Annotated in this window: 18 protein-coding genes; 8 read left to right on the top strand and 10 right to left on the bottom strand. The window is 75.4% G+C overall.

Translation table 11 applies throughout. From position 1 onward, the window contains the following. Positions 1-328: 328 nt before the first annotated feature. The 5 genes from AMIR_RS24510 to AMIR_RS24490 all read right to left on the bottom strand — a co-directional run bounded on the left by AMIR_RS24510 (position 329) and on the right by AMIR_RS24490 (position 5,592). Positions 329-994 carry a response regulator transcription factor gene (locus AMIR_RS24510; RefSeq protein WP_015803648.1) on the bottom strand — a complete coding sequence of 222 codons (666 nt, stop codon included), beginning with the start codon at positions 992-994 and terminating at the stop codon, positions 329-331. Further along, positions 979-2,526 carry a sensor histidine kinase gene (locus tag AMIR_RS24505; protein WP_015803647.1) on the bottom strand — a complete coding sequence of 516 codons (1,548 nt, stop codon included), beginning with the start codon at positions 2,524-2,526 and terminating at the stop codon, positions 979-981. The genes AMIR_RS24510 and AMIR_RS24505 overlap by 16 nt, the downstream gene beginning before the upstream one ends. A gap of 35 nt (positions 2,527-2,561) precedes the next feature. After that, complete coding sequence (locus tag AMIR_RS24500) at positions 2,562-2,882, bottom strand: hypothetical protein (RefSeq protein ID WP_015803646.1); 321 nt, start codon at positions 2,880-2,882, stop codon at positions 2,562-2,564. Between the two features lie 79 nt (positions 2,883-2,961). Then, positions 2,962-4,113: a glycerate kinase family protein gene (locus AMIR_RS24495; protein WP_015803645.1), complete on the bottom strand. Its 1,152-nt coding sequence runs from the start codon at positions 4,111-4,113 to the stop codon at positions 2,962-2,964. A gap of 18 nt (positions 4,114-4,131) precedes the next feature. After that, entirely contained in the window at positions 4,132-5,592 is a 1,461-nt protein-coding gene (locus AMIR_RS24490; protein WP_015803644.1) for an SLC13 family permease, read from the bottom strand. A gap of 238 nt (positions 5,593-5,830) precedes the next feature. On the opposite strand from AMIR_RS24490, the gene AMIR_RS24485 reads away from it, so the two are divergent. Further along, positions 5,831-6,994 carry a helix-turn-helix domain-containing protein gene (locus AMIR_RS24485; RefSeq protein ID WP_015803643.1) on the top strand — a complete coding sequence of 388 codons (1,164 nt, stop codon included), beginning with the start codon at positions 5,831-5,833 and terminating at the stop codon, positions 6,992-6,994. A gap of 38 nt (positions 6,995-7,032) precedes the next feature. Here the strand turns inward: AMIR_RS24485 and AMIR_RS24480 are convergent, their stop codons facing one another. From AMIR_RS24480 to AMIR_RS24465, 4 genes are all read right to left on the bottom strand, one after another. Next, positions 7,033-8,220 carry an MFS transporter gene (locus tag AMIR_RS24480; RefSeq protein WP_015803642.1) on the bottom strand — a complete coding sequence of 396 codons (1,188 nt, stop codon included), beginning with the start codon at positions 8,218-8,220 and terminating at the stop codon, positions 7,033-7,035. After that, complete coding sequence (locus AMIR_RS24475) at positions 8,221-9,936, bottom strand: ABC transporter permease subunit (RefSeq protein ID WP_015803641.1); 1,716 nt, start codon at positions 9,934-9,936, stop codon at positions 8,221-8,223. Positions 9,937-9,970: 34 nt separating this feature from the next. After that, the gene (locus AMIR_RS24470; protein ID WP_015803640.1) at positions 9,971-11,458 is read right to left on the bottom strand and encodes an ABC transporter substrate-binding protein; all 1,488 of its coding nucleotides are present in this window, start codon (positions 11,456-11,458) and stop codon (positions 9,971-9,973) included. Between the two features lie 157 nt (positions 11,459-11,615). Next, the gene (locus tag AMIR_RS24465; protein WP_015803639.1) at positions 11,616-12,803 is read right to left on the bottom strand and encodes a PucR family transcriptional regulator; all 1,188 of its coding nucleotides are present in this window, start codon (positions 12,801-12,803) and stop codon (positions 11,616-11,618) included. Positions 12,804-13,221: 418 nt separating this feature from the next. Here AMIR_RS24465 and AMIR_RS24460 point away from each other — a divergent pair, with 418 nt between their 5' ends. From AMIR_RS24460 to AMIR_RS24430, 7 genes are all read left to right on the top strand, one after another. After that, positions 13,222-14,109: an SGNH/GDSL hydrolase family protein gene (locus AMIR_RS24460; RefSeq protein ID WP_015803638.1), complete on the top strand. Its 888-nt coding sequence runs from the start codon at positions 13,222-13,224 to the stop codon at positions 14,107-14,109. A gap of 1 nt (position 14,110) precedes the next feature. Further along, entirely contained in the window at positions 14,111-16,126 is a 2,016-nt protein-coding gene (locus AMIR_RS24455) for a hypothetical protein (protein WP_015803637.1), read from the top strand. A gap of 8 nt (positions 16,127-16,134) precedes the next feature. Beyond that, positions 16,135-17,172 carry a tyrosine-protein phosphatase gene (locus tag AMIR_RS24450; protein ID WP_015803636.1) on the top strand — a complete coding sequence of 346 codons (1,038 nt, stop codon included), beginning with the start codon at positions 16,135-16,137 and terminating at the stop codon, positions 17,170-17,172. 195 nt (positions 17,173-17,367) lie between these two features. Then, positions 17,368-17,763, top strand: coding sequence for a hypothetical protein (locus tag AMIR_RS24445; RefSeq protein ID WP_015803635.1), 396 nt, complete (start codon positions 17,368-17,370; stop codon positions 17,761-17,763). A 319-nt stretch (positions 17,764-18,082) separates the two neighbouring features. After that, positions 18,083-19,705 carry a PP2C family protein-serine/threonine phosphatase gene (locus tag AMIR_RS24440; RefSeq protein ID WP_240438665.1) on the top strand — a complete coding sequence of 541 codons (1,623 nt, stop codon included), beginning with the start codon at positions 18,083-18,085 and terminating at the stop codon, positions 19,703-19,705. Beyond that, positions 19,702-20,802: a cobalamin B12-binding domain-containing protein gene (locus tag AMIR_RS24435; protein WP_015803633.1), complete on the top strand. Its 1,101-nt coding sequence runs from the start codon at positions 19,702-19,704 to the stop codon at positions 20,800-20,802. The genes AMIR_RS24440 and AMIR_RS24435 overlap by 4 nt, the downstream gene beginning before the upstream one ends. 14 nt (positions 20,803-20,816) lie before the next feature. Further along, positions 20,817-21,161, top strand: a complete 345-nt coding sequence (locus tag AMIR_RS24430; RefSeq protein ID WP_041836994.1) for an STAS domain-containing protein — start codon at positions 20,817-20,819, stop codon at positions 21,159-21,161. Positions 21,162-21,606: 445 nt separating this feature from the next. Here AMIR_RS24430 and AMIR_RS24425 read toward each other — a convergent pair whose 3' ends face one another. Beyond that, positions 21,607-22,380, bottom strand: coding sequence for a beta/alpha barrel domain-containing protein (locus tag AMIR_RS24425; protein ID WP_015803631.1), 774 nt, complete (start codon positions 22,378-22,380; stop codon positions 21,607-21,609). Between the last annotated feature and the right edge of the window lie 368 nt (positions 22,381-22,748).

The raw sequence follows: 22,748 nt of genomic DNA, 5'->3' as shown, positions 1-22,748 counted from the left end.
TACCCCTAACCCGGTCGTGGGACGGGGTGTGAACTGGGGGAACGCAGTACGGAGGAGCCTCCGGATGCGGGGGACGTCCCCCGCCCGATCCCCGAACCCCCGATGCGATTCCATCGTGGGTGGACGGGGTTGCGGGGGCGGTGGGGGGACGGTTGCGGGTCGGGTGCGGGGCGCCCCGAGGACGCCCCGGAACCACCCCGAGGACCGCGCCCGGACCGTCTCGATTGGCGCTCGGCGTCACCCGTGCGCCACCGATCGCCCCGCGGCTCGCCCCGCGCGCCGCACCAAGAACGAATACGCGCGCACGCGTACGCGCGCGAAACCCGGCTCACCCCGCGTCGAACGAGTACCCCATGCCGCGCGCCGTCCGGATCCGCCCGGCCCCGATCTTGCGCCGCAGCGCCCGCACGTACACGTCCACGATGTTCGACCCCGGATCGAAGTCGTAGCCCCACACGTGCGACAGGATCTGCTCCCGCGACAGCACCCGCCGGTGGTGCCGCAGCAGCAGCTCCAGCAGCGCGAACTCGCGCGCCGTCAGGTCCACCGCCACCCCGTCCACGTCCACCCGCCGCGTCCGCAGGTCCAGCGCCAGACCACCGGCCCGCAGCACGGTCCGCTCGACCACCGCCTCCGGCGAGCGCAACCGCAGCCGCACCCGCGCCAGCAGCTCCTCGAACCGGAACGGCTTGGTCATGTAGTCGTCCGCCCCGCCCTCCAGCCCGGCCACGGTCGCCCGCACCGAGTCCTGCGCGGTCAGGATGATCACCGGCGTCGCGCACCCGCGCTCCCGCAACCGCGCCAGCACGGCGAACCCGTCCAGCACCGGCAGTCCGATGTCCAGCAGCACCAGGTCGAACCCGCCGCCGAGCGCGTACCCGAGCGCCGCCTCGCCGTCGCCCACCACGGTCGTGGCGAACCCGTTCGCGGTCAGCCCCTTGCGCACGAACGACGCGATCCGCTCCTCGTCCTCGGCGATCAGGATTCGCGCCACGACCCACCTCCCGGCGTCCCGCCGACCGGCAGCTGCACCGTCATCCCCTCGCCCTCCGGAACCCGCAGCGGCACCTCCACGGCGAACCGCGCCCCCGCGCCCGGCGCCGAGGTCAGCCGCACGAACCCGCCGTGCGCCTCGGCGATGGCCCGCACGATCGCCAGCCCCAGCCCGGCGCCCGCCCGGTGCCCCGGCGCGCCGCCCGTCGAGCCCCGGCTGAACCGCTCGAAGATCGCCCCCGCGTCCTCCGGCCGCACGCCAGGACCCCGGTCGGCCACCCAGAACGACACCGAGCCGCCACCGGGCGCGGGCCGCACCAGCGACCCGATCAGCACCTCCGAGCCCTCCGGGCTGTGCTGCACCGCGTTCTGCGCCAGCTGCACCACGGCCTGGGTGATCCGCTGCTCGTCCAGCAGCGCCACGCCCTCCCCGATCGACTCCAGGCGCCACCGCCGGTCCCCGATGGCCCGCACCTTCGCGTACACGTCACCGGTCAGCTCGGCCACCTCCACCGGTCGCGCGTCGATGAAGTCCGGCTGCTCGGCCTTGGCCAGCAGCAGCAGGTCGTTCACCATGCGGTTCATCCGGTCCAGCTCGTCCAGGCACAGCCGCACCGCCTCGGCCCGCTCCACCGGGTCCTCGCCCAGCAGCTCCAGGTGCCCGGACACGATCGTGATCGGCGTGCGCAGCTCGTGGCCCGCGTCGTCCAGGAACCGCCGCTGGGTGGCGAACGCCCGCTCCAGCCGGTCCAGCATCGCGTTGAACTGCTCGGCCAGCGCGGCCACGTCGTCGCGCCCCTCCACGGTGATGCGGCGGGTCAGGTCGTGCTCGGTGATCTCGGCGGCGGCCCGGCGCACCAGCCGCACCGGGCTCAGGATCTGCCCCGCCACGAACCACGCCGACGCGCCCGCCAGCACCACCCCGAGCAGGCCCACGCCGAGCAGCACGCGCACCGTCGACGCCACCTCGGCCCGGTCCCGGTCCACCAGGTAGCCCACGACCAGCGCGCCCCGGTCGCCCGCCGCGCCGGTGGCGTCCACCCTGATCCAGCGCAGCTCGCCTGCCGGGGTCGCGACCGCGCCGCTGTGGTCGGGGGAGGCCAGGATCGGGTCCAGCACCTCCGGGTGCGCGCCCAGGCGGAACGGCTCGGCGCGGTCCTGGAGCATCGGGCCGGACTGCGGGGTCCAGGCGACGATGACCTCGTCGTCGTCCACGTACTGGCGGCGCAGGTGCGCGGACAGGGCGTGCCGGACGTCCGCGAACGGCTGGCCGGTGGCCCGGTCGACGCCCTCGGCGAGGACCTGGTCCAGCTCGGCGGCCTCCTGCTCCAGCGCGGAGCGGACGTCCCGGTCGACCTCGCGCAGCAGCAGGTTGCGGGTCACCAGGGTGGTGGACAGGGAGACCACGGCGACCAGGAGCAGCAGCCAGCCCATGATCCGCACGCGTGCGGGGACGGCCCGCTTGCGGCGGGGCGCGGGGCGGGTGGCGAGGGTGGTGTCCAGGGTGACGGTGGGTGTGTCGGGGTCGGCCATCTCAGGTCGGTCGTCCAGTCCGGTGGGGTGCGGGGTCAGTCGTCGAGGTCGTCGTCATCGTCGTCGTCATCGTCCGGCGGGACCGGGGGCGGAGGCGGGATGACCACGGGGGAGTCCGGGGGCGCCGCCGTCGGCGCCGCGGTCGGCGCCGCGCCCTGCCCGCCGCCCTGCTCGCCGCTCGGGGGCGTGGTCGGGGCCGCGTCCGAGGACGGTGGCAGCAACCCGGTGTTGTCCCGGAGCCTGACCTGCGTCGGAGCGGACGGCGGTGGTTCGCCGGGCAGCGCCCAGGTCGCCACCGCCGCCCCCAGGGGCAGCGCCAGCGCGGCGGTCAGCAGGACGATCCGGGAGGCGCGCACCCGCCCACCCTCTCCGGCCGGGGCGAACCCCGCATGAGAACCGGATGAAGAAATCTTCATCTTCCCGTCCCCGCCCGGCTCACCCGGTCGGCGCGAGCCGCGCGCCCACCAGGAGCAGCCGCAGCACCCGCTCGGCCGCGTCGGCCAGGAACTCGCCGCCGCGCAGGATCGCCTCGTCCAGCGACACCGGGCGCGGCAGGATCGCCTGGAACGCGTCGATGCCCGCCGCGTAGGCCGCGTCCGCGCGCGGTCCGATCGTCCCGGCCAGCGCGATCACCGGCTTGCCGTGCGCCTTGGCCCGGCGCGCCACCTCGGCGGGCACCTTGCCGTGCGGGGTCTGCGCGTCGATCGCGCCCTCGGCCGTGATCACCAGGTCGGCGGCGGCCAGCCGGGCGTCCAGGTCGACGTGGTCCAGCAGCACGTCGAACCGGGGCAGCAGCGGCGCGCCGAGCACCGCGCTCAGCCCGGCCCCGAGCCCACCGGACGCGCCGGAGCCGGGCAGCAGCGCGACGTCCGCGCCCAGGTCGCGGCGCAGCACGTCGGCCCAGTTGTCCAGCGCGTGGGCGAGCACCTCCACCTGCTCGGGCGTCGCGCCCTTCTGCGGCCCGAACACCCTGGCCACGCCGCGCGGTCCGCACAGCACGTTGTGCGGGTTCACCGCGAGCCGGGTCGTGGTGGCGGCGAGCCTGGGGTCGAGCCCCGAGACGTCCACCGAGCGGGCGTGCGCCAGCGCCGTCGCACCCGGCGCGACCTCGCGGCCGTGCCGGTCCCGGACGCGCGCGCCCAGCGCCTGGAGCGCGCCCGCGCCGCCGTCCGAGGTGCCGGAGTCGCCGCAGCCCACCAGCACCGAGTCGCAGCCGGCGTCCAGCGCGGCCGAGATCAGCTCGCCCACGCCCCGGCTGGTGGTCAGGCCGGGGTCGCGCCGGTGCGCGGGCACCAGCCGCAGGCCCGCGGCGGCGGCCATCTCCACGACGGCGGTGCGGCCGTCGCCGAGCACCGCGAAGTGCGAGTGCACCGGCAGCCCGACCGGGCCGGTGACGACGGTGTCGACCAGGTGCCCGCCGGTGGCGCTCGCGAGCGCGGCTGCCGAGCCCTCGCCGCCGTCGACCAGGGGCACCCGGTCGACGTCCGCGTCGGGCACGACCCGGCGCACACCGGTGGCGATGGCGTCGGCGGCGGCCTCCGCGCCGAGGCTCTCCTTGAAGCCGCTGGGGGCTACGACGATCCGCATTTCTGGTGCTCCTTGGGGTTAGAGGGAGATGGGGAGGCCCGAGGCGGGCCACACGAGCAGGGCGAACGCGCTGACGACGGCGACGTGCAGCGGGGCCAGCGCGGCGGACAGGCGCAGCAGGTCGCGCGCCGAGTAGGTGGGGACGCCCTCGACGTCGGCGAACAGCGCGACCGGCTTCGCCGAGGACGTGAGGGTGTGGCAGAACCCGGCGGCGGCGGTCGAGGCGAACACGGCCAGCGCGGGGTTCACCCCGGCGGCCAGGGCCAGCGGGATCACCACCGGGACCAGCACGGACGAGCGGGCCGAGCGGGACTGGACGGCCAGGTGCGCGGCGGTGCCGACCAGCACGACGGCGACCAGGAAGTGCTCGGGGGTGGCGTGCCGGAGCGGGGCGAGGGCGTGGTCGGCGAGCCACTGGGCGGCGCCGGTGGTGACCAGGGCTTCGCCGAGGGCGGCGGTCGCGGCGGTGAACAGCAGGAGCGACCAGGGGACGGTCTTGAGGGCGGCGCCGGGGGTGACGCGGTGCTCGCCGTGCGGGGGGACGGTGATGACGAGGGCGCCGAGGAGGCCGACGAGCGCGGGAGGGGCGCCGTGGAGGGGCTCGGCGCACCAGAGGGCGAGGACGGCGGCGGTGGTGGCGGCGGCGTGCTTCTCGGGCTTCGACCAGGTCTTCGGCGGGGCGGGGAGGTCGAGGCTCAGGCGGGTCCTGCGGTCCTGGCGGCGGGTGAACAGCAGCAGGGTCAGCTCGGCGGCCAGGTGGCAGGAGAGGACGGCGAGGGGGAGGCCGAGCAGCAGCCAGTGCAGGAACCCGATGCCGTCGCCGGTGGCGTCGGCGAGGAGCTGGTCGGCGATGAGGTGCGCGCCCGCGCCGATCAGGGTGGAGACGGCGGAGAGCAGCACGACGGTGGGGAACAGCAGGGAGAGCGCGCGGGCCAGGCGCGGGGGGACGGCCTTCGCGAGCGAGGTGAACACCGGCAGCGCGAGCGCGGCCCGCCCGGAGGTGGAGGGGACGGCGAGGGAGGAGCCGACCAGCGCCAGGGTGGTCAGGTGCGCGAGCTGGCGCGGGGTGCGGGCCCGGTTGAGCAGCGCGGCCGTGAACCGCTCGACCAGCCCCGAGCGGGTGAGCCCGGCGGCGAGCACGAACGCGGCGATGAGCAGCCAGACCAGGTCGGCCCCGAGCGTGGCGAACACCTCGTCGGCCTCGACGACGCCGGAGGCGGCGAGGAGCGAGACGGCGACGAGCGCGATCCAGGTGTCGTCGACCTTCGTGAACACCCACGCCCCGACCGCCCCCGTGAACACCGCGAGCACGACCGCGCCCCGCCAGTGCAGCCCGTCCGCCGGGAGGGCCGCGGCGAGCACCGCGAGGGCGGCGAGCGCGAGGGCGAGGTGGGCGCGCGGGCGCCTGCGCGGCGGTTCGGGGCGGGCGAGTGGGACGGTCGCCTGCTCCGGGCGGGTCGTGTAGGTGAAGGTGTCCACGGGGAACAGCCTGCGAGCTGTGGCTGAGCGGCAGGTGAACCGTTCATGAGGACGTTTTCATCTATCCGGTCCAGCTGACCGGTGGACGGTCCCGCGAAACCGTATCGATCACCGAACGTAGTTACACCCGCACCCCACATCCACACGAACAGGTAGTCATCTTCGGCGGTCGGGTCACGTCTGCGGCCCCTGCGGCGATCCACCCCACGTAGACAGCCCGAGGGGATCGAGAGCAGCCATGCCGGACAGCGCACCCACCATCGTCGAACTCGCCGCCGACTTACGCGCCCTGCGCACGCGCCGTGCCCGCGCCAGCGGGGACGGTGAGCTGACCGTCCGCCAGATCGCCGCCTCGACCGGGTACGCGCTGGGCACGGTCTCCGACTACCTCACCGGCACGACGCTGCCGCCCACGGACCGGTTCGGGGTGCTCGTGCGGCTGCTCGGGGCCACGCCCGCCGAGGAGGTGCGGCTCGGGCGGGTGCGGGACCTGGTCGAGCAGGAGCGGAGCGCGCGGCGGGAGGCCCGTGGCCGGGTGCTGCGGGAGCTGCCGCCCGAGGTGTTCGGGTTCGCCGGGCGGGAGCGGTTCCTCGCGGCGCTCGACGGGCTGGTCGACGGGCCCCGGTACGCGGTGGTGTCCGGGCCCAGCGGGGTCGGGCGGACGGCGGCGGTGGTGCGGTGGGCGCACCGCAGGGGGCACCGGTTCCCGGACGGGGCGGTGTACGTGGACCTGCGGGGGCGCGACAGCGAGGTGCGGCCCAAGGCGTTGGGGCGGCGGTCGCTGCTGGTGCTGGACAACGTCCGCAGCGCCGAGCACGCCCGCCCGCTGCTCGCGGCGTGGCCGGGCCGGGCGGTGGTGATCACCGGGCGCGAGTTCGCGCTGCGCGACGCGATCCACCTGCCCGTGCCGCCCCTGGCCGGCGCGGAGGCCCTCGACCTGCTGACCAGGCTCACCCGCAACCGCCCGTCGGTCGACCAGGACGCGGCGGCGGAGCTCGTGGACCGCTGCGCCCGCCTGCCGCTGGCCCTGCGCCTGGCGGCGGAGGTCGTGGCGACGAAGGTGGAGACGTCGGTGCAGTCGCTGGTGGCGGGCCTGGCGGCGCGGCAGCGGGGCGCGGGCGACGTGCGCGGCGTGCTGGTCTGGACCCTGTCCCACCAGCCGCCGGAGCTCGTGCGGGCGTTCCGGCTGGTGGTGGCGGGCAGCGGACGGCGGATCACGCCCCGGTGGCTCGCGTCGGCCGGGCAGCTGGACGTCGGACGCGCGCGGGCGCAGCTCGACGCGCTGGGACGGGCGCAGCTGCTGCACCGGGCGAAGCCGGGGCACTACGGGGTGCACGAGCTGGTGCGGGCCTGCGCGGGGGAACCGGTGCGGCGGCCCGGCGCGGTGGCGATGACCTCCTAGCCGCGCCGGGCGCCGGGCACGTCACCACGAGCCCGGCCTCAAGCCCGAGCAGTCCGCGGCACCAGCAACAACCCCACCAGCGGGATCACCGCCATCCCCAGCCACATCGCCGCCCCGCCCGCCTCCGCGACCGCGCCCAGCGGCGCCGAGGTCGCCAGGACCAGCAGCCCCGACAGGGACGACATCGCCCCCATGAACGTCCCCAGCAGCCGCTCGTCCACCAGGTCCGGCACGAGCGCGCGCGCCGCCGGGGCCGCCAGCATCTGGCCGCCGGTCAGCAGCACCACGAACACCACCGACCCCGTCAGGCCGGTCGTGGGCAGCAGCGCGGGCAGGGCGCAGCCGACCACCAGCACGCCCAGGCCCCACCGCAGCGCCGACGCCGGGGTCAGCGCCCGCCCGGCCCACTTCGACAGCGGCACCTGCAGCGCCACCACCAGCACCGACGACAGCGCGAACAGCCACCCCAGCGCCGCCTGGCCGCCCGTCGCCCGCTCCAGCTCCGCCGGGAGCGTCAGGTACATCTGGTTGTAGATCACCAGGTACCCGCCGTAGGCCAGGCACAACAACAAGAACGCCCGGTTCCCCGCCACGCCCCGGAACGTCAGGGGCGGCGGCTTCACCGGCTCGCGGCCCGGCATCAGGAACCAGTGCCCGACCAGGATCACCACGAACACCGCCGCGCCCGCCAGGGCCACCGCCTGGAACCCCTGCCCCAGCAGCAGAGCCCCGAGCACCGGGCCGATCAGCGCCCCGGCCTGCCCGCCCGCGTGGAACGTCCCCAGCAGCCGCGTCCTCGGCTCACCGGTGCGCTGCTCGCGCTCCAGCGCCTGCCGCGCCACCTCCGACTCCACGGCGGGCGAGAACAGCGCCGCCGCGAACCCGATCAGCAGCACCGCCCCGATCACCGACGCCGTGCCCGAGGCGAACGCCAGCCACCCGAACCCGACCACCCGCAGCGCGCACCCGACCAGCACCGCCGGACGCGGCCCGAACCGGTCCGCCAGCGCGCCGCCGACCACGAACATGCCCTGCTGGCTGAACGTCCGCAGCCCCAGCACCACGCCGACCAGCCACCCGGCCAGCCCCAGCCCGCCGCTCAGGTGCGCCGCCAGGTGCGGGAGCACCGCGTAGAACCCCACGTTGAACGCGAACTGCGTCCCCACCAGCAGCCTGGCGAGCGCGTCCGCGCGCACCACCCCGCGCCCGACCACCGCGCGACCCATCTACGACCTCCTCGGAACACGGGCTGAGGCGGCCAGGGACACGGCGAACACCGCCAGCGCCAGCAGGGCGCCCGCGGGGGCCAACGTCGCCCACGGCGCGCGCTCCACGTACGGCAGGGTCTCCGACAGCAGCAGACCCCACTCGGGGGCGGGCGGCGGAGTGCCCAGCCCGAGGAATCCTAGGGACGCCAGCGCCAGCGCGATGCCCGGCAGCCGCAGCACGGCGTGTCGCGCCAGCGGCCCGACCACGGCGGGCAGCACGTGCTTGCGCAGCGTCCACATCGGACTCGCACCCAGCGCCCGGTTCTCCGCCACGTGCTGCGCCGCCCGAGCCTCCTCGACCAGCGACGCCGCGTGCTCCGACAGCACCGGCCAGGACACCAGCGCCACGGCCAGCGCCGCGCTGCTCCCGTCCGGCCCGAGCGTCGCCGCCACCAGCAGGCCCGCGATCACCGGCGGCACCGCGTTCGCCGTCTCCGCGGCCGCCCGCGTCACCGAGGGCAGGAAGCCCAGCAGCAGCGCCACGACGAACGCGAACGCGCACACCGCGACCGCCACGCCCACCGTCGCCAGCGCCCCGTGCCCGACCCGCGCCAGCACGTCCCGCCCCAGCGAGTCGGTGCCCAGCGGGTGCGCCCAGCTCGGCGCGGACAGCCGCGCGGTGGTGTCCAGGCGCAGCGGGTCGCGGGTCAGCCCCCACGCCGTCAGCACCGCCACCACGCCGCCCGCGCACGCCACCACGGCCCGGTGCCCGCGCACCGGCACCGGCGGGGGCGTGATCAGCGCCGCGTCGCGCAGCGCCGGGCCGAGCACCCACCGCCGCGCCAGCGCCGACACCACGCCGCCGATCACGCCCACCAGCAGCAGCACGATCACCGAGCCCTGCAGCAGCGGCAGGTCCTGCGACTCGGCGGCGCCCAGCGCGGTCCGCCCGACGCCGGGGATGGCGAACACCACCTCCACCGACACCGCGCCGCCGATGATCCCGACCGCCGCGAGCCCCACCTGCGGCAGCACCGGCGGCAGCGCGCGCCGCAGCACGCCCCGCGCCAGCACGGCCCGCGAGCAGCCCCACGACCGCCACAGCGACACCCACTGCTCGCCGAACACCGGCGGCAGCGCGTCGTCCACTAGCCTGCCCAGCACCGCGCCGGCGGGCAGCGCCATCGCCAGCGCGGGCAGCACCAGGTGCTGCGGGCCCTGCCAGCCGTACGGCGGCAACCAGCCCAGCCACACCGACACCACCACGATCAGCAGCGCCGCGAGCAGGAACTCCGGCGCGGCGGCCAGGACCGCAGCCGCGGCACCGCCCCCGCGCCCGTGCTCGCCGCGCAGCCCGCGCCGCATCGTCGGCACGCACAGCGCCGTCGCGACCAGCAGCGCGCCCGCCAGCGCCACGCCCATCAGCGTCATCGACACGCCGACCCCGGCCAGCACCGACTGGAGCACCGGCTGCCCGTTGACCCACGACGTGCCGAGGTCCCCGCGCACCGCGTCCGCGAGCCAGTTCCCGAACAGCGCCAGCGGGTCCGCGTCGAGACCGAGCTCGCGCCGGATCGACCCGAGCGCCTCCTCGGTCGGGTCCTGCTCGCCGGAGCGGGCGCGCAGGATCGACAGCGCCGGGTCGCGCCCGGCCAACCACGGGACGAGGCCGACCGCGGCGACCACGGCCGTGATCGACACGACCCTGGACGCCGCGGTCCCGAACTTGAACAACGTCAGAAACCCTTGTCCATCAACAACCTGATCGTCAGCGGATGTGCGTGGCGGAGGTGACCAGCGCCCGCTCGCGCGGGTCCTTCGCCGAGTCCACGACGTTCGCCGCGTCCGCCTGGATGACCCGCTCGTGCAGCAGGGGGACGCCCGCGTCGGTGCGCAGGACCGCCGCCTCGGCCGCCAGGATCGCCGCGCGCCGCTCGGGACCGGCCTCGGCGCCCTCCGCCGCCTGCACGGCCGCGTCCACGGCCGGGTCGCACAGCCCGGAGATGTTGAACGAGCCGCCGCAAGTGAAGTCCGAGCGCAGGTAGGCGACCGGGTCGCCGGAGTCGAGCACGGTCGCCCGCGACAGGATGAAGACGTCGAACTTGCCCGCCAGCGCGTCCTGCTCGATGTGCGCGTACTCGCGGACGTCCTGCTTCACGGTGAACCCGGCGTCCTCCAGCCGCTGCTGCACGATGGAGGCCACCTCGGGCAGCTCGGCCCGGTCGGTGAAGGTGCCGATGGTGATCGACGCGCCGTTCGCGGCGCCCGGCGCGGTCCGGTCGGCCAGCGGCTCGCGCTCGCCCACGGTCCACGGAAGCGCCGGGCCGAGCAGGCCCTTCGCCACATCGGCGCGGCCCTCGTAGACGCCCTTCACGATCTCCTCGGCGTCCACGGCCGCGCGCACCGCCGCGCGCGCCGCCGGGTCGGCCATCGGGCCGCCGCGCGTGTTCAGGTACAGCGTGTTGGTGCGCGGCATCGGCACCTCGGTCAGCAGCGCCGGGTCCAGCAGCGCCGCCTGCGACACCGGGACCGTCTCGGCGATGTGCGCCTCGCCGGTGCGCACCGACGCGGCGCGCGCCGTGCCGTCCGGCACGAACGACACGTCCAGGCCGGCGGCCTTGGCCCTCTCGCCCCAGTAGCCGTCGAACCGGTCCAGCGTGGCGGTGCTCGTGCCGCCGACCTTGACCAGCACGAACGGCCCGCTGCCGGTGCCGACCGGGTTGACCTTGCCGTCCTCGGCGTACGCGCCCGGAGCCAGGATCGCCAGCTGCGGCGACGAGAGCCGTTGCGGCACCAGGGGATCGGGGGTCGCGGTGGTGACGGTGACCTTGTTCCCGGCGGCCTGCGCGGTGAGCTGGACGCCGTCCAGGATGCGCGGCTTCGGGGACGCCTTGCCCGCGCGGGTCAGCGTGTTCACCACGGCGTCGGCGGTCAGGTCGCTGCCGTCGTGGAACTTCACGCCCTCGCGGACGGTCAGCTCCCAGGCGGTGTCGGAGGTCCTGGTCCAGTCGGTCGCCAGGCCCGGCAGGGCGTTCCCGTCCGCGTCGAGGGTCACCAGGGTCTCGGCGGTGGCCCAGCGGGACAGCTTGAACGCGTCGTCGCTGAACGGGGTCAGGCCGAAGCGCGGCGGCTGGAGCATGGCGATCTTGACGCGGTCGGAGGAGGAGCCCTCCGCCGCCTGCTCGCCCGCGAAGCAGCCCGACGTGGCGAGCAGCAGGGGGACGGTGAGCAGGGCGAGCGAGGTGGGGAAGCGCACGGGGACACCTGGGTGGGGATCGGCGACGGGGGTGCGCCCACTGTAAGTGGGACGATAACCGTTTTCATAGTCGGTGTGGGGTGGCGCACGTCGACGACCGCCCGCCGGGCTTCCCGATCTTCGGAAAAGCGGGGCGTCACCGCTGGTGGGGGCGTGTTCAGGGGCGCGGGTCGCCGGTGAACCTGCGGGCCACCAGCGCCGCCGCCAGGCTGCGGCAGTCCTGCGGCCGGGTCGGCGACAACCCGGTCAACCGGTGGATGCGGCGCAACCGGTAGTCGACCGTGTTCGGGTGCAGGTGCAGCCGGGCCGCCGTCGCCCTGCGGTCCAGATCCAGTGCCAGGTGCACCTCCAGGGTGCGCAGCAGCTCCGGCCTCGGCTCCAGCGCGGCCACCAGCCCCGCCAGCGGCAGCAGCGCCCCGCTCGGCCTGCTCAGCTGGTAGTCCAGCAGCACGTCCGCCAACCGGTGCGCGCCGGGCCCCCGGTCGGTCCGCAGCACCACCTCCAGCACCTCCGCGTTGCGCGCCACCGCCGCGGGCACCCCCGGCGCGCCCGCGTACCCGGCCGCCGCCGTCACCGGCACGTCCGCCGCCCGCGCCAACCGCTCCACCAGCGCCCGCACCGCGGGCCACGCGGGCTCGGCCGCCAGCGGCAGCAGCGCGGTGCCACCCGCGTGGTCCAGCGCGGTCAGCGCGGGCTCGTCGGCGAACCCGTCCAGCACCGCCAGCACCCGCCGCAGCTTCCGCCGCGCCGAGATCCGCGCCCCCGCGCCCGACTCGTCCCGGTGCGGCGGCAGCAGCAGCTCCAGCGCCAGGTACCCGCCCGGCGCCTCAGGGCCCTCGCCCGCGAGCAGCGCGGCCAGCAGCGCGTGCCGCCCGGACCGCCCGTCCAGCGCGGCCCGCTGGTAGGCGCGCGTCACCTCGGCGGTCAGCTGCCGCTGGAACCCCAGCAGCCCCTCCACCACCTCCAGCACGGTCGGCAGGTCGTCCGGCCCCGCGTCCTCGATCAGCGCCCGGCAGCACAGCGACGCGCCCAGCTGGTACGCCGACAGCACCGCCTCCAGCGGCACGCCCTCCTCGGCGCGCAGCTCCGCCGACTCGCGCTGCGGGCGCAGCTCGACCTCGGTCGCGGGCCCGCGCCGCTCCAGCACGTCCGCGCACACCAGCAGGTTGTGCCGCACGATCGCGGTGATGTCGCCCGCGACCTCCTCGCGCGGCAGGTCCGCGTACACCGGCAGCTCGGCGGTCAACCGCTCCACCACGCGCGCCGCCAGCGCCGAGGCGCCCGCCCGCAGCGCGGGGGCCACCGCCCGGCCCGCGATCCGCGGCGGCGCCTTGTCACCCGTCACAGCGTCCCCCGCGAAAGTCTGCGTCCCGTCCAGTCGATCTCGGCGGCGCCGAGCCCGCAAGATGTGATGCAGCTCCTGCCACCACCGTTCCCCGCCACTACCGTTCCCCGCCCCGACCGACCACCGCCGCGACCGCCGACCCCGCTCCGCCGTCCGCAGCAACGCGCCAGCCGAAACCGTTTCGCGACAACGCTTTCCCCGCCGCGCCGGTCCCGCAGCGCCCGACTTCACGGCGCCCGACTTCACAGCGCCCGATCCCGCAGCGCCCTCCTGCCGTGCCCGATCCCGGCCGCGCCGAAACCCGCCGCGCCCACAACCTGCCGCGCCCGAACCCCGCTGTGCTCAAACCCCGCCGCGCCCGAACCCCGCTGTGCCCCACAACCCTGCCGCACCCGATCCCTGCCGGGGGTGTTCCCGCATGACCAGCGCGTCCCGCCGTGCCCTGCTGGGCCTGGTCGCACTGACCGCGTCCGCACTGACCGCGATCGCCGTCCCCACCGCCGCCACCGCCGCCACCGCGCAACCGCTCGGCTACGCCGCGCTGGGCGACTCGATGGCGTCCGGCCCGCTCATCCCGGACTTCACCGGGCCGCTCGCCTGTGGCCGCTCCACCCGCAACTACCCGCACGTGCTCGCCGCGACCCTGGGCGCCGCGCTGTCCGACGCCACCTGCAGCGGCGCCCAGACCAAGCACCTCGCCCAACCGCAGTCGCTGTCCCTGCTCGGCGTCCCGGCGGGCAGCGCGCCACCGCAGTTCGACGTGCTGCGCCCGGACACCGGCCTGGTCACGATCACCATGGGCGGCAACGACGTCGGCCTCGTCGGCATCGCCCAGGACTGCGTGCGCTGGGACCCGGCCGCCACCCCCTGCAACGGGGAGTTCCAGGAGCGCCTGACCCAGCGCCTGGCCGAGCTGGGCCCGCGCCTGGACGCCGCGCTCACCACCATCGCCGAGCGCTCGCCCGCCGCGCGGGTCGTCGTGGTCGGGTACGGGCTGTACATCCGGCCCGGCGGCTGCTGGCCGGTGCAGCCGGTCCTCGCGCCCGACGCGGACTTCCTGCAGGACGGGGTGGACCGGATGAACGCCGTGCTCGCCGACCGGGCCGCCGCGCACGGCGCCGAGTACGTGGACCTGGTCGGCCCGAGCGCCGGTCACGACACCTGCGCGCCGAACGCCGAGCGCTGGATCGAGGGCTACCTGCCGGTCACCCTCGCCGCCCCGCTGCACCCGAACCGGCGCGGCGAGGAGAACTACGCCCGCGTCGTCGCCGAGCACCTGGCGGGCGCCACCGCCGCGAGGCGCTGACGTGCGGACGCGACTCCTGGCGGCCCTGCTCCTCGTCCCGCTGCTCACCGGCGCGACGGGGAGCCCCGGCGGCGGCGCGGGGGAGCGGGCCCCGGAACCCGCCGCCTCGAAACCCATCGCCCCGGACACCGCCACCCCAGGCGCCACCGCCCCACGCGCCGCGTGCGACCCCCTGGGCGGCGGCGAGTGCGCCCTCCCGTTCCCGAACGACTGGCACACCCGCCCCGACCCCACCACCCCCACCGGCCGCAGGCTCGCCCTGCGCCCGGAGTCCCTGCCCAGGTCGGCGGCGGGCGCACCGGTCGACCCGGCCGCCTGGAACCGCGCCGACGGCTTCTCGCCGGGCTCCACCGCGCTGGTCCACCTGCCCGGCCTGGACGCCGAGGTCTCCGGCCTTCCCCCGGTCACCGACATCGGCCGCTCCCTGCGCCCGGACGCCCCCGTCGTCCTGCTCGACGCCACCACCGGCGAGCGCTGGCCGCACTGGGCGGAGCTCGACTCCCGTGCGCCCCCGGACCGCCGCGCCCTGCTGATCCACCCGGCGCGCAACCTCCACGAGGGCCACCGCTACGTCGTCGCCCTGCGCCACCTGCGCGCCGAGGACGGCTCCCCGCTCCCCGCTCCCGAGCCCTACCGCGCCCTCGCCGGTCGCAGGCTCCCCGCCGCGCACCCGTTGCGCCCCAGGCAGCTCCAGCTCACCCCGGCGCTGGACCTCCTGGCGCGCGGCGGAATCCCGCCGCGCTCGCTCACCCTCGCCTGGGACTTCACCGTCGCCAGCCGCCACTCCCTCACCGGCGACCTGTTCTCCGCGCGGGACCAGGCGATCCGCGCCCTCGGCGACCGCGCGCCCGAGTTCCGGATCACCGCCACCACCGACCCCACCCCCGAGCAGGACCCCCTGATCGGCCGCGAGGTCACCGGGAGGCTCACCGCCCCGAACTTCCTCGCCCTCCCCGGCGGCCCACCGGGATCGGTGCTGCTGCGCGACCACGGGGGCGTCCCGCGGCGCAACGGCGACCTGGAAGCCGACTTCCGCTGCGTCATCCCGAGATCCGCCTTCCGCACCCCGGCCAGACCGGCCCTCTACGGCCACGGCCTGCTCGGCTCGCGCGACGAGGTCGGCGCGCGCAACGTCCGCGCCATGGCCGCCGAGCACGGCTTCGCCTTCTGCGCCACCGACTGGATCGGCATGGCCAAGGCCGACGTGCCCGTCGTCCTGGCCGCGCTCGCCGACGTCACCGGCTTCCAGGCCGTGCCCGACCGCGGCGTCCAGGGCATCCTCAACGCGGTCCTGCTCGGTCGCGCGCTCACCCACCCCGACGGCCTGCCCGCGCACCCGGCCCTGCGCGGCGCCGCCGCCCCGCTGCTCGACCCCGCCGCGGGCCTGGTCTTCGACGGCAACAGCCAGGGCGGCATCCTCGGCGGCGCCCTGGTCGCCGCCGACCGGGACGTCCGCGCGGCGGTCCTGGGCGTCACCGGCATGAACTACGGCCTGCTCCTGAACCGCAGCAGCGACTTCGCCCCGTTCCAGGCCGTCCTGGACACCGCCTACCCGGACCCGGTGGCCCAGCAGGTCGTCATCGCCCTGATGCAGCTGCTGTGGGACCGCGCCGAGACCAACGGCTACGCGCCACTCCTGCGCGACCGGAAAGTGCTGCTGCACATCGCTTTCGGCGACCACCAGGTCGCCAACGCGGCGGCCGAGGTCCAGGCCAGGACGGCGGGCGTCCCCGTGCTCACCCCGAGCCTGGCGCCGGGCCGGAGCCCGGACGTCGTGCCGCACTGGGGAATCCGCCGCGTCCGAGCCCCGCACGCCGGGAGCGCGCTGGTGCTGTGGGACAGCGGAACCCCCGCCCCACCACCGGGGAACGTCCCCCCGACCGGGGGCCACGACCCCCACGAGGACCCCAGGCACTCCGCCGCCGCACGCGCGCAGAAGGCGGAGTTCCTGCGGACCGGCCGCGTCGTCGACGTCTGCGACGGCGCGCCCTGCACTGCTGAACCCGTCGAACGGTGAGGAGCGTCATGCGCGGTCTTCGTGTTGTGGTGGCAGCCATCGGGGTGCTCGGGCTCGTCACGGGGCTCACCGCCCCGGCGGGCGCGGCCCCCGAGGCGGTCGCGTTCACCCAGGCCACCGCCGTGCGCGGCGCGGACGGCGGCCACGCCCTGTCGTGGGCCTCGGCGGCGGGGTCGGTCCGGATCACCGCCGTCACCTCGCCCGACGCCACCGCGGGCGTCGAGCTCGGCCAGTCCGGCGGCTCCGGCGCGCTGACCGCGCCCCCGCTGCCCGCCGCCGACCGCTGGTACTTCCGCCTGACCCCGGACCGGGGCGACCCGCTCGTCGTCGCCGACCGGCACCTGGGCTTCGCCTCCGCCAAGAACTTCCGCGACGTGGGCGGCTACCGCACCTCGGACGGCCGCTGGGTGCGCAACGGCGTCCTCTACCGCTCCACCAAGCTCAGCGACCTGGACGCCGACGAGCAGCGCAGGCTCACCGGCCTCGGCGTGGTGAAGGTGGTCGACCTGCGCAACCTCGTGGAGCGCCTGGAGGAACCCGACCGCCTGCCCGCGGGCGTCGCCCACCAGGTCGCCGACGTCGCCTCCCTGGAGCACGGCGTCCGCTTCCACGACCAGGCGCTGATGACCCTCCTGGAGGCCATCGCCGCAGGTCTGCTCTCCGGCTCCTCGGACCTCGGCCAGTCCGTCGGCTACCCGTTCATGGTGAACTTCGTCGGCGCCGACCGCGCGTTCCGCGACTTCCTGACCGCCGTGGCCACCGCCCCCGGCCCGGTCGTCGTGCACTGCTCGGCGGGCAAGGACCGCACCGGCTGGGCCACGGCCGTCCTGCTCACCCTGCTCGGCGTGCCCTCCGAGGTCGTGGAGGCGGACTTCCTGGCCAGCAACACCTACACCGGCGACCCGCGGGCGGTGGAGCTGTCCTGGCTGCGCGCCGCGCAGAACCAGGTCCAGCGCCTGTACGGCGGGTTCGACGCCTACCTGCGCCAGGGCATCGGGCTCGACGAGGCCACGATCGCCGCGCTGCGCGCGAAGTTCCTGGTCTGACCACGCGCCGGGCGGGCCGCACCGGTCCCGTCCGGCGCTCCGGCGTCCCGGCGGTCGGCCGTCGACCGGTCCGCCGCGCCCCCCGATCGCGTGATCATCCCGATGAACCCGATCCGGGCGTTTCGGGTACTCGGCCGAACGGGTACGGGAGGGGGTGACGGTTCCCAACCGCCGAGTGGATGAGAGGTCACGCCGATGCAGGTGCAGGTCAACATCGACCGCAGTGTCCAGGGTGGGGAGAAGCTGACCGAGTTCGCCACGTCCGAGCTGGAGACCTCCCTCGCGAGGTTCGACGGGTGGGTGACCAGGGTCGAGGTCCACTTCACCGAGGAGACCGCGGCCAAGGGCGAGGACCTGCGGTGCGCCATCGAGGCCCGTCCGTCGGGCGCCCAGCCGGTCGTGGTCAGCCACCACGCCTCCACGGCGGGCGAGGCGTGCGTCATGGCGGTCAAGAAGCTCCACAAGGCGCTCGACACGCGCTACTCCAAGGCCCACGACCACAAGGGCGCCGACAGCATCCGCCACCAGGACGCGGGCGAGCCCCTGGACGACGTGGCCGAGGAGCTGACCGGCGAGCCGCTGGCCAAGTGAGACGCGCCGGGCGCCGCCGCGGCACCGAACCGCCGCGGCGACGCCCGGCCACCTCCACGGGTGGGGCACTCCGCAGTGCCACCCCACGCGGTGTTACTCTCCGTGGACGAGAATCGCCCCGAACCCGCGCTGAGCTGACCGTGCGTGCCCGCGCGTCGGGATGTCGTGCGCTCATCGAGCCCCGGCACCTGTAAGGTGGGGAACGTCCGGGACTTGAAACCACAGGTCCGCGCACTCGACAGCGCCCCGATCACGTGGGCGCGGTGAGGTTGGGGCCCCGTCCGAGGGCCCGGTGATCCTGGTGGGCGAAGACCGAGTGGTGAGCAGCACCCACGTCGACAACGACACGGCGTGGCGAAGCGCCCCCTGCCCTGCCCTCCTGGTGGGTCCGGACGGCATCGTGCTCGGCCTGAACCAGGCCGCGAGCGCCCTCCTGCCCTCGATCGCCGAGGGCGGTCGGCTCGACGACGGCTGGCTGGCCGACGCGCACCGCCACCACCTCGAACCCGTCGGCGCGAGCGTCGGCGCCGAGGCGGGCTCCCTGATCACCGGCGACTTCGGCCCCCGCAGCTTCGCCGCGCACCCGGTCGACCACGGCGGCGGCACCGTCGCCTGGTGGCTGGTCGAGGACACCGAGCGCCGGGACGTCCTGGCCGAGCTGGCCGTCGAGCGCGAGCGCGCCGCCCTACTGGACGAGATGTCCTCAGCCTTGTTCACGTCGCTGAACGTCGAGCGCTGCGCCCGCGTGGCCGTCCGCCTCGCCGCCACGCACCTGGCCGACGCCGCCCTGATCATCTCGCCCGGCGGGCGCGACTACCCGGTCACCCGCTGCGCGCGCGGCGAGTCCCCGGCGCACGGGCGCATCCTGATCGACCCCGACGAGGTCCCCGGCCTCGGCGAGGCGCTGCGCGGCTTCCCGCCCGTTCCGTCCCGCTGGATCGACCCGTCGGCGGCCCCCGACTGGCTGCTGCCCGACGGCTTCGGCGAGGCGGGCTCCATCCTGGTCACCCCGCTGCCCGGCCACGGCGTGCCCGCGGGCGCGCTGATCCTGGTGCGCCGCACCGCCGTGCGCGGCTTCAGCCCCGACGAGGAGGCGTTCGCCCGCCTGTTCGCGGCCCGCGCGGGCGTGGCCATGTCGGCGGCCCGCATGTTCGCCCAGCAGGCCTCGATCACCGAGACCCTGATGCGCGAGCTGCTCCCGCCCACGCTCACCCACCTCGGCGGCGTCGAGTTCGCGGGCCGCTACCGCCCGTCCCAGGACACCGAGCGGGTCGGCGGCGACTTCTACGACGTGCACGAGGGCGAGGACGGCGAGTCCCTGGTGGTGCTCGGCGACGTGTGCGGCAAGGGCCTGGAGGCGGCCGTGCTGACCGGCAAGGTCCGCACCGCCCTGCAGGTCCTGCTGCCCATGGCCGACGACCACCACCGGATGCTCACCCTGCTCAACGAGGCGCTGCTCAACAACGGCAGCACCCGGTTCGTCACGCTCGTGCTCGCCTCCGTCACCCGCGAGGGCACCTCGGTGCGGCTGCGCCTGACCAGCGCGGGCCACCCGCCGCCGCTGATCGTGCGCGCGGGCGGCGAGGTCGAGGAGGCCGACACCACCGGCACGCTCATCGGCGTGCTCCCCGAGATCGAGAGCAGCACCGCCGAGGTCGTCCTCGGCCCCGGCGAGACGTGCCTGCTCTACACCGACGGCATCACCGAGGCCAGGGGCGGTCCCATGGACACCGCCATGTTCGGCGAGTCCCGGCTGCGCCGCGCGCTCGCCGAGTGCGCCGGGATGCCCGCCGAGGCCGTGGTGGAGCACGTGCAGATGCTGGCCGCGCACTGGGTGGGCGCCAGCGACCACGACGACATGGCCGTGCTGGCGGTCACCGCGCCGCGCGGGCAGCACCTGACGGCGGTCGGGGGGCACGGTCCGGGGCGGTTCACGTCATGACGGCGGCCGAGACGACGGCGGTGGCCGAGCGCTCCGAGCTGCTGTGGCAGGCGGTCGTGGCCGGTGACGAGCACACCGCCACCGACGTCGTGCTGGCCGCGCTCGACTCCGGGCTCGACCCCGAGACGGTGCTGCTGGACGTGATCGCGGGCGTGCAGCGGCGGGTCGGCGAGGAGTGGGTGGCGAACCGGCTCACCGTCGTCCAGGAGCACGCGGCCACCGCCATCAACGACCGGGTCATCACCGTGCTCGGCGTGCGCGCGCGCACCAGGCCCACGCTCGGCCGGATCACCGTGGCCTGCGTGGACGGCGAGTGGCACGCGCTGCCCGCCCGGCTGCTGTCGGAGGTGCTGAAGCTGCGCGGCTTCCAGGTCGACTACCTGGGCGCGCAGGTGCCCGCGCCGCACCTGGTCACGCACCTGCACCGCACCGACCCGGACGCCGTCGCGCTGTCCGGCTCGCTGGCCACCAGGCTGCCGACCGCGCACGCCACGATCACCGCCTGCCAGGCCGCGGGCGTGCCCGTGCTCGCGGGCGGCCGGGCGTTCGGCGTGGACGGGCGGTACGCGCGGCTGCTCGGCGCGGACGGCTGGGCGCCCGACGCGCGCGCCGCCGCCGACCACCTCGCGGCCGGTCCGCCGCCGAGGCCGAGGTCCGGCCACCAGCCGATCGACGACCTGCCGCACCTGGGCGACCAGGAGTACACCATGATCTCCAGGACGGCCCAGCAGTTGGTGAAGGCCGTCTACACGGGACTGGAGGAGCGGCTGCCGGTGATGCGGACCTACACCGAGCAGCAGCAGGAGCGCACCGCCGAGGACCTCCTGCACATCGTCGAGCACCTCGCGGTGGCGCTGTACACCGACGATCCGGAGCTGTTCACCGACTTCCTCGGCTGGACCGGGGACGTGCTGTCCTCGCGCGGCGTCCCCCCGGCCTTCCTGCGCCCCGCCGTGGCCCTGCTGTCGGCCGAGCTGCGCGACTTCCCGAGGGCGACGGCGTTCCTGGCCGCCCACGGCGCCACCGCGTCCGACCCGCCGAGGTCCCACGACCACGCGCTCGCCCACCACCCCTCCGACCCCGGACCCGCCGCATGAGCCGACCACACCCCTTGACCTGCACGCGCGTCGTCGACGGCGGAACCGCCAGCGTCGCGGTGGCAGGAGATCTCGCCTACGACACCGGTGACGTCCTGCTGGCCACCGTGGTCGACGCGCTGGAGGAGGGCGGGGTCACCGACGTGCGCATCGACTTCGCCTGCCTGGAGCTGTGCGACTCGTACGGCCTGGCGACCCTGCTGATGATCCACCGCAGGGTCGTGCAGGCGGGCGCCCGCCTGCACCTGGAGAACCGGCCGACGACGTTGGAGCGGCTGATGCGCCGCACCAACACCCTGGGGCACCTCACGAGCACCCCGGCGGCGGACCGGATGGACCGGCTGGACCGGTTCGACTAGCCGGTCGCGGCTCACGCGCGCGGGGCCCGCGTCGCGGGTGACCGCGCCGGTCCGCGCCCGCCGACCCCCGCACCGGACTTCGGGAGAGCGCGCGCTTCGGGAGAGTGCGCGCTCCGGGAAAGCCCGCGGGAATGCGCGGGCCGGCTCTGAATTGCCATTCCGGCGCGCAACCCGGTCGCGAGCGAGTGAGGTCGCCGCCGCTCCGGCTCGGTGGAAGCCCGGAGCGCGCCGTTCTTTTTCTGACCGAAACAGCGCCCCTCTTCGGCGTGCCGAAGAGGACTATTGCACCTCCGTGAAAAAGCGACATACCACCCATAGAGGGCTTTGGGTGGTTAGTCCGGTGAATGGGAGGACAGCGGCACCGCCGGGCGTCGCGCGGAGCCCTCCCGATCCGCTGCGGGAATGGTTCGGGAAGGACGGCCCGGTGGTGGCCGGGCCGCGCCCGTCACCCCCTGGTCAGCTCGCTGAGCGCGCCCGCGCCGAAGTGCTCCTCCGCCGAGGCGCGGAAGTCCGCCATGACCTCCACCGGGGGCCTGCCGTCGTCGAACAGCACGCTGTTGACCAGCAGGCCCGACGCCCCCGCCGCCGCCGCGTCGCGGACGTGGTCGGTGCTGCCGATGCCGCCGTCGAGCACGACCGGGACCGGCAGCGCGCAGGTGCGGGCGAACGCGGCCGGGTCGGTGATGCCCGCGCGGGCGCCGATGGGGGAGCCCATCACGCGCAGCAGCGGGCAGCCCGCGTCCACGGCGGCCCTGGCGGCCTCGTGGTCGTTGGACAGCAGGGGCAGCACCACCAGCGACGGCTCCCAGCGCAGCAGCCGCCGCGCCACCTCGACCACCGCCGCGTCGCGGGAGGAGCGCAGGTCGGGGGTCAGGACCTCCAGCTTGATCACGCGTTCGCCGGTCAGCTCCACGGCCAGCTTGGCCACGTGCGCCGCCTCGTCCGCGGTGGTGCGCAGGTTGACGTTGACCATCTTCACGTAGCCGGAGACGTCGACGTGCTCGGCGAGCCGGTCGTAGGTGACGCCAGCGAAGCCGTGCTCCAGCGCGTCCCTGCGGCGGTCGTCGTCCAGGCGGTGCGTGTTGATGGGCAGGACGTCCGTGCCGGACGCGCGCAGCAGGCCGATCACGGTGTCGAGGTCGGCCCGGTGGCGCTCGGTCCCGAAGCAGTGCCAGAAGGAGGTCATCCGCACCCCAGATGCGGTGATCCGCTCGGTCATGTCGCTCCTCGTCTGGACGTGGGCAGGACCGGCCACCGCGGGCGCGCGGGGCGCCGCGGGGCCGGTCTGGTGTTCTCCCAGGTGGGCCGGACCGTCCCGGAGAAATGACTTCGGGCGCGCTTCGGTGCGCCTGCCCGGCGCATTCTCTCGGCTTCCGGCAAACAATACCGGCGACAAAACGGCCCGTGAACTCACCATTCCCGGAATTGCAAACCAATGTCAACTGTGATGTGCGTCACATAGACTTGCCTCTTGCGTTAATCGCTGAGCGGTTCCACGATGGAATGGCCTGGGGAGGTCAACGAAGTCTCGCAGAAGATTCCCAATTCTTTGGTGATCTTCATTAGTCGAGCCTTTTTTCGACATTC

Origin of the sequence: Actinosynnema mirum DSM 43827, assembly GCF_000023245.1 — a bacterium.
Classification (GTDB): Bacteria; Actinomycetota; Actinomycetes; order Mycobacteriales; family Pseudonocardiaceae; genus Actinosynnema; species Actinosynnema mirum.
The sequence above is the reverse complement of the archived record's forward strand: the minus strand, read 5'-3'. Positions and strand labels throughout refer to the sequence as shown.

Coding starts and splice junctions, on each gene's coding strand:
- AMIR_RS24505 (WP_015803647.1), bottom strand. CDS start 2,526: ATGGCCGACCCCGACACACCCACCGTCACCCTGGACACCACCCTCGCC.
- AMIR_RS24495 (WP_015803645.1), bottom strand. CDS start 4,113: ATGCGGATCGTCGTAGCCCCCAGCGGCTTCAAGGAGAGCCTCGGCGCG.
- AMIR_RS24485 (WP_015803643.1), top strand. CDS start 5,831: ATGCCGGACAGCGCACCCACCATCGTCGAACTCGCCGCCGACTTACGC.
- AMIR_RS24480 (WP_015803642.1), bottom strand. CDS start 8,220: ATGGGTCGCGCGGTGGTCGGGCGCGGGGTGGTGCGCGCGGACGCGCTC.
- AMIR_RS24460 (WP_015803638.1), top strand. CDS start 13,222: ATGACCAGCGCGTCCCGCCGTGCCCTGCTGGGCCTGGTCGCACTGACC.
- AMIR_RS24450 (WP_015803636.1), top strand. CDS start 16,135: ATGCGCGGTCTTCGTGTTGTGGTGGCAGCCATCGGGGTGCTCGGGCTC.
- AMIR_RS24445 (WP_015803635.1), top strand. CDS start 17,368: ATGCAGGTGCAGGTCAACATCGACCGCAGTGTCCAGGGTGGGGAGAAG.
- AMIR_RS24435 (WP_015803633.1), top strand. CDS start 19,702: ATGACGGCGGCCGAGACGACGGCGGTGGCCGAGCGCTCCGAGCTGCTG.
- AMIR_RS24425 (WP_015803631.1), bottom strand. CDS start 22,380: ATGACCGAGCGGATCACCGCATCTGGGGTGCGGATGACCTCCTTCTGG.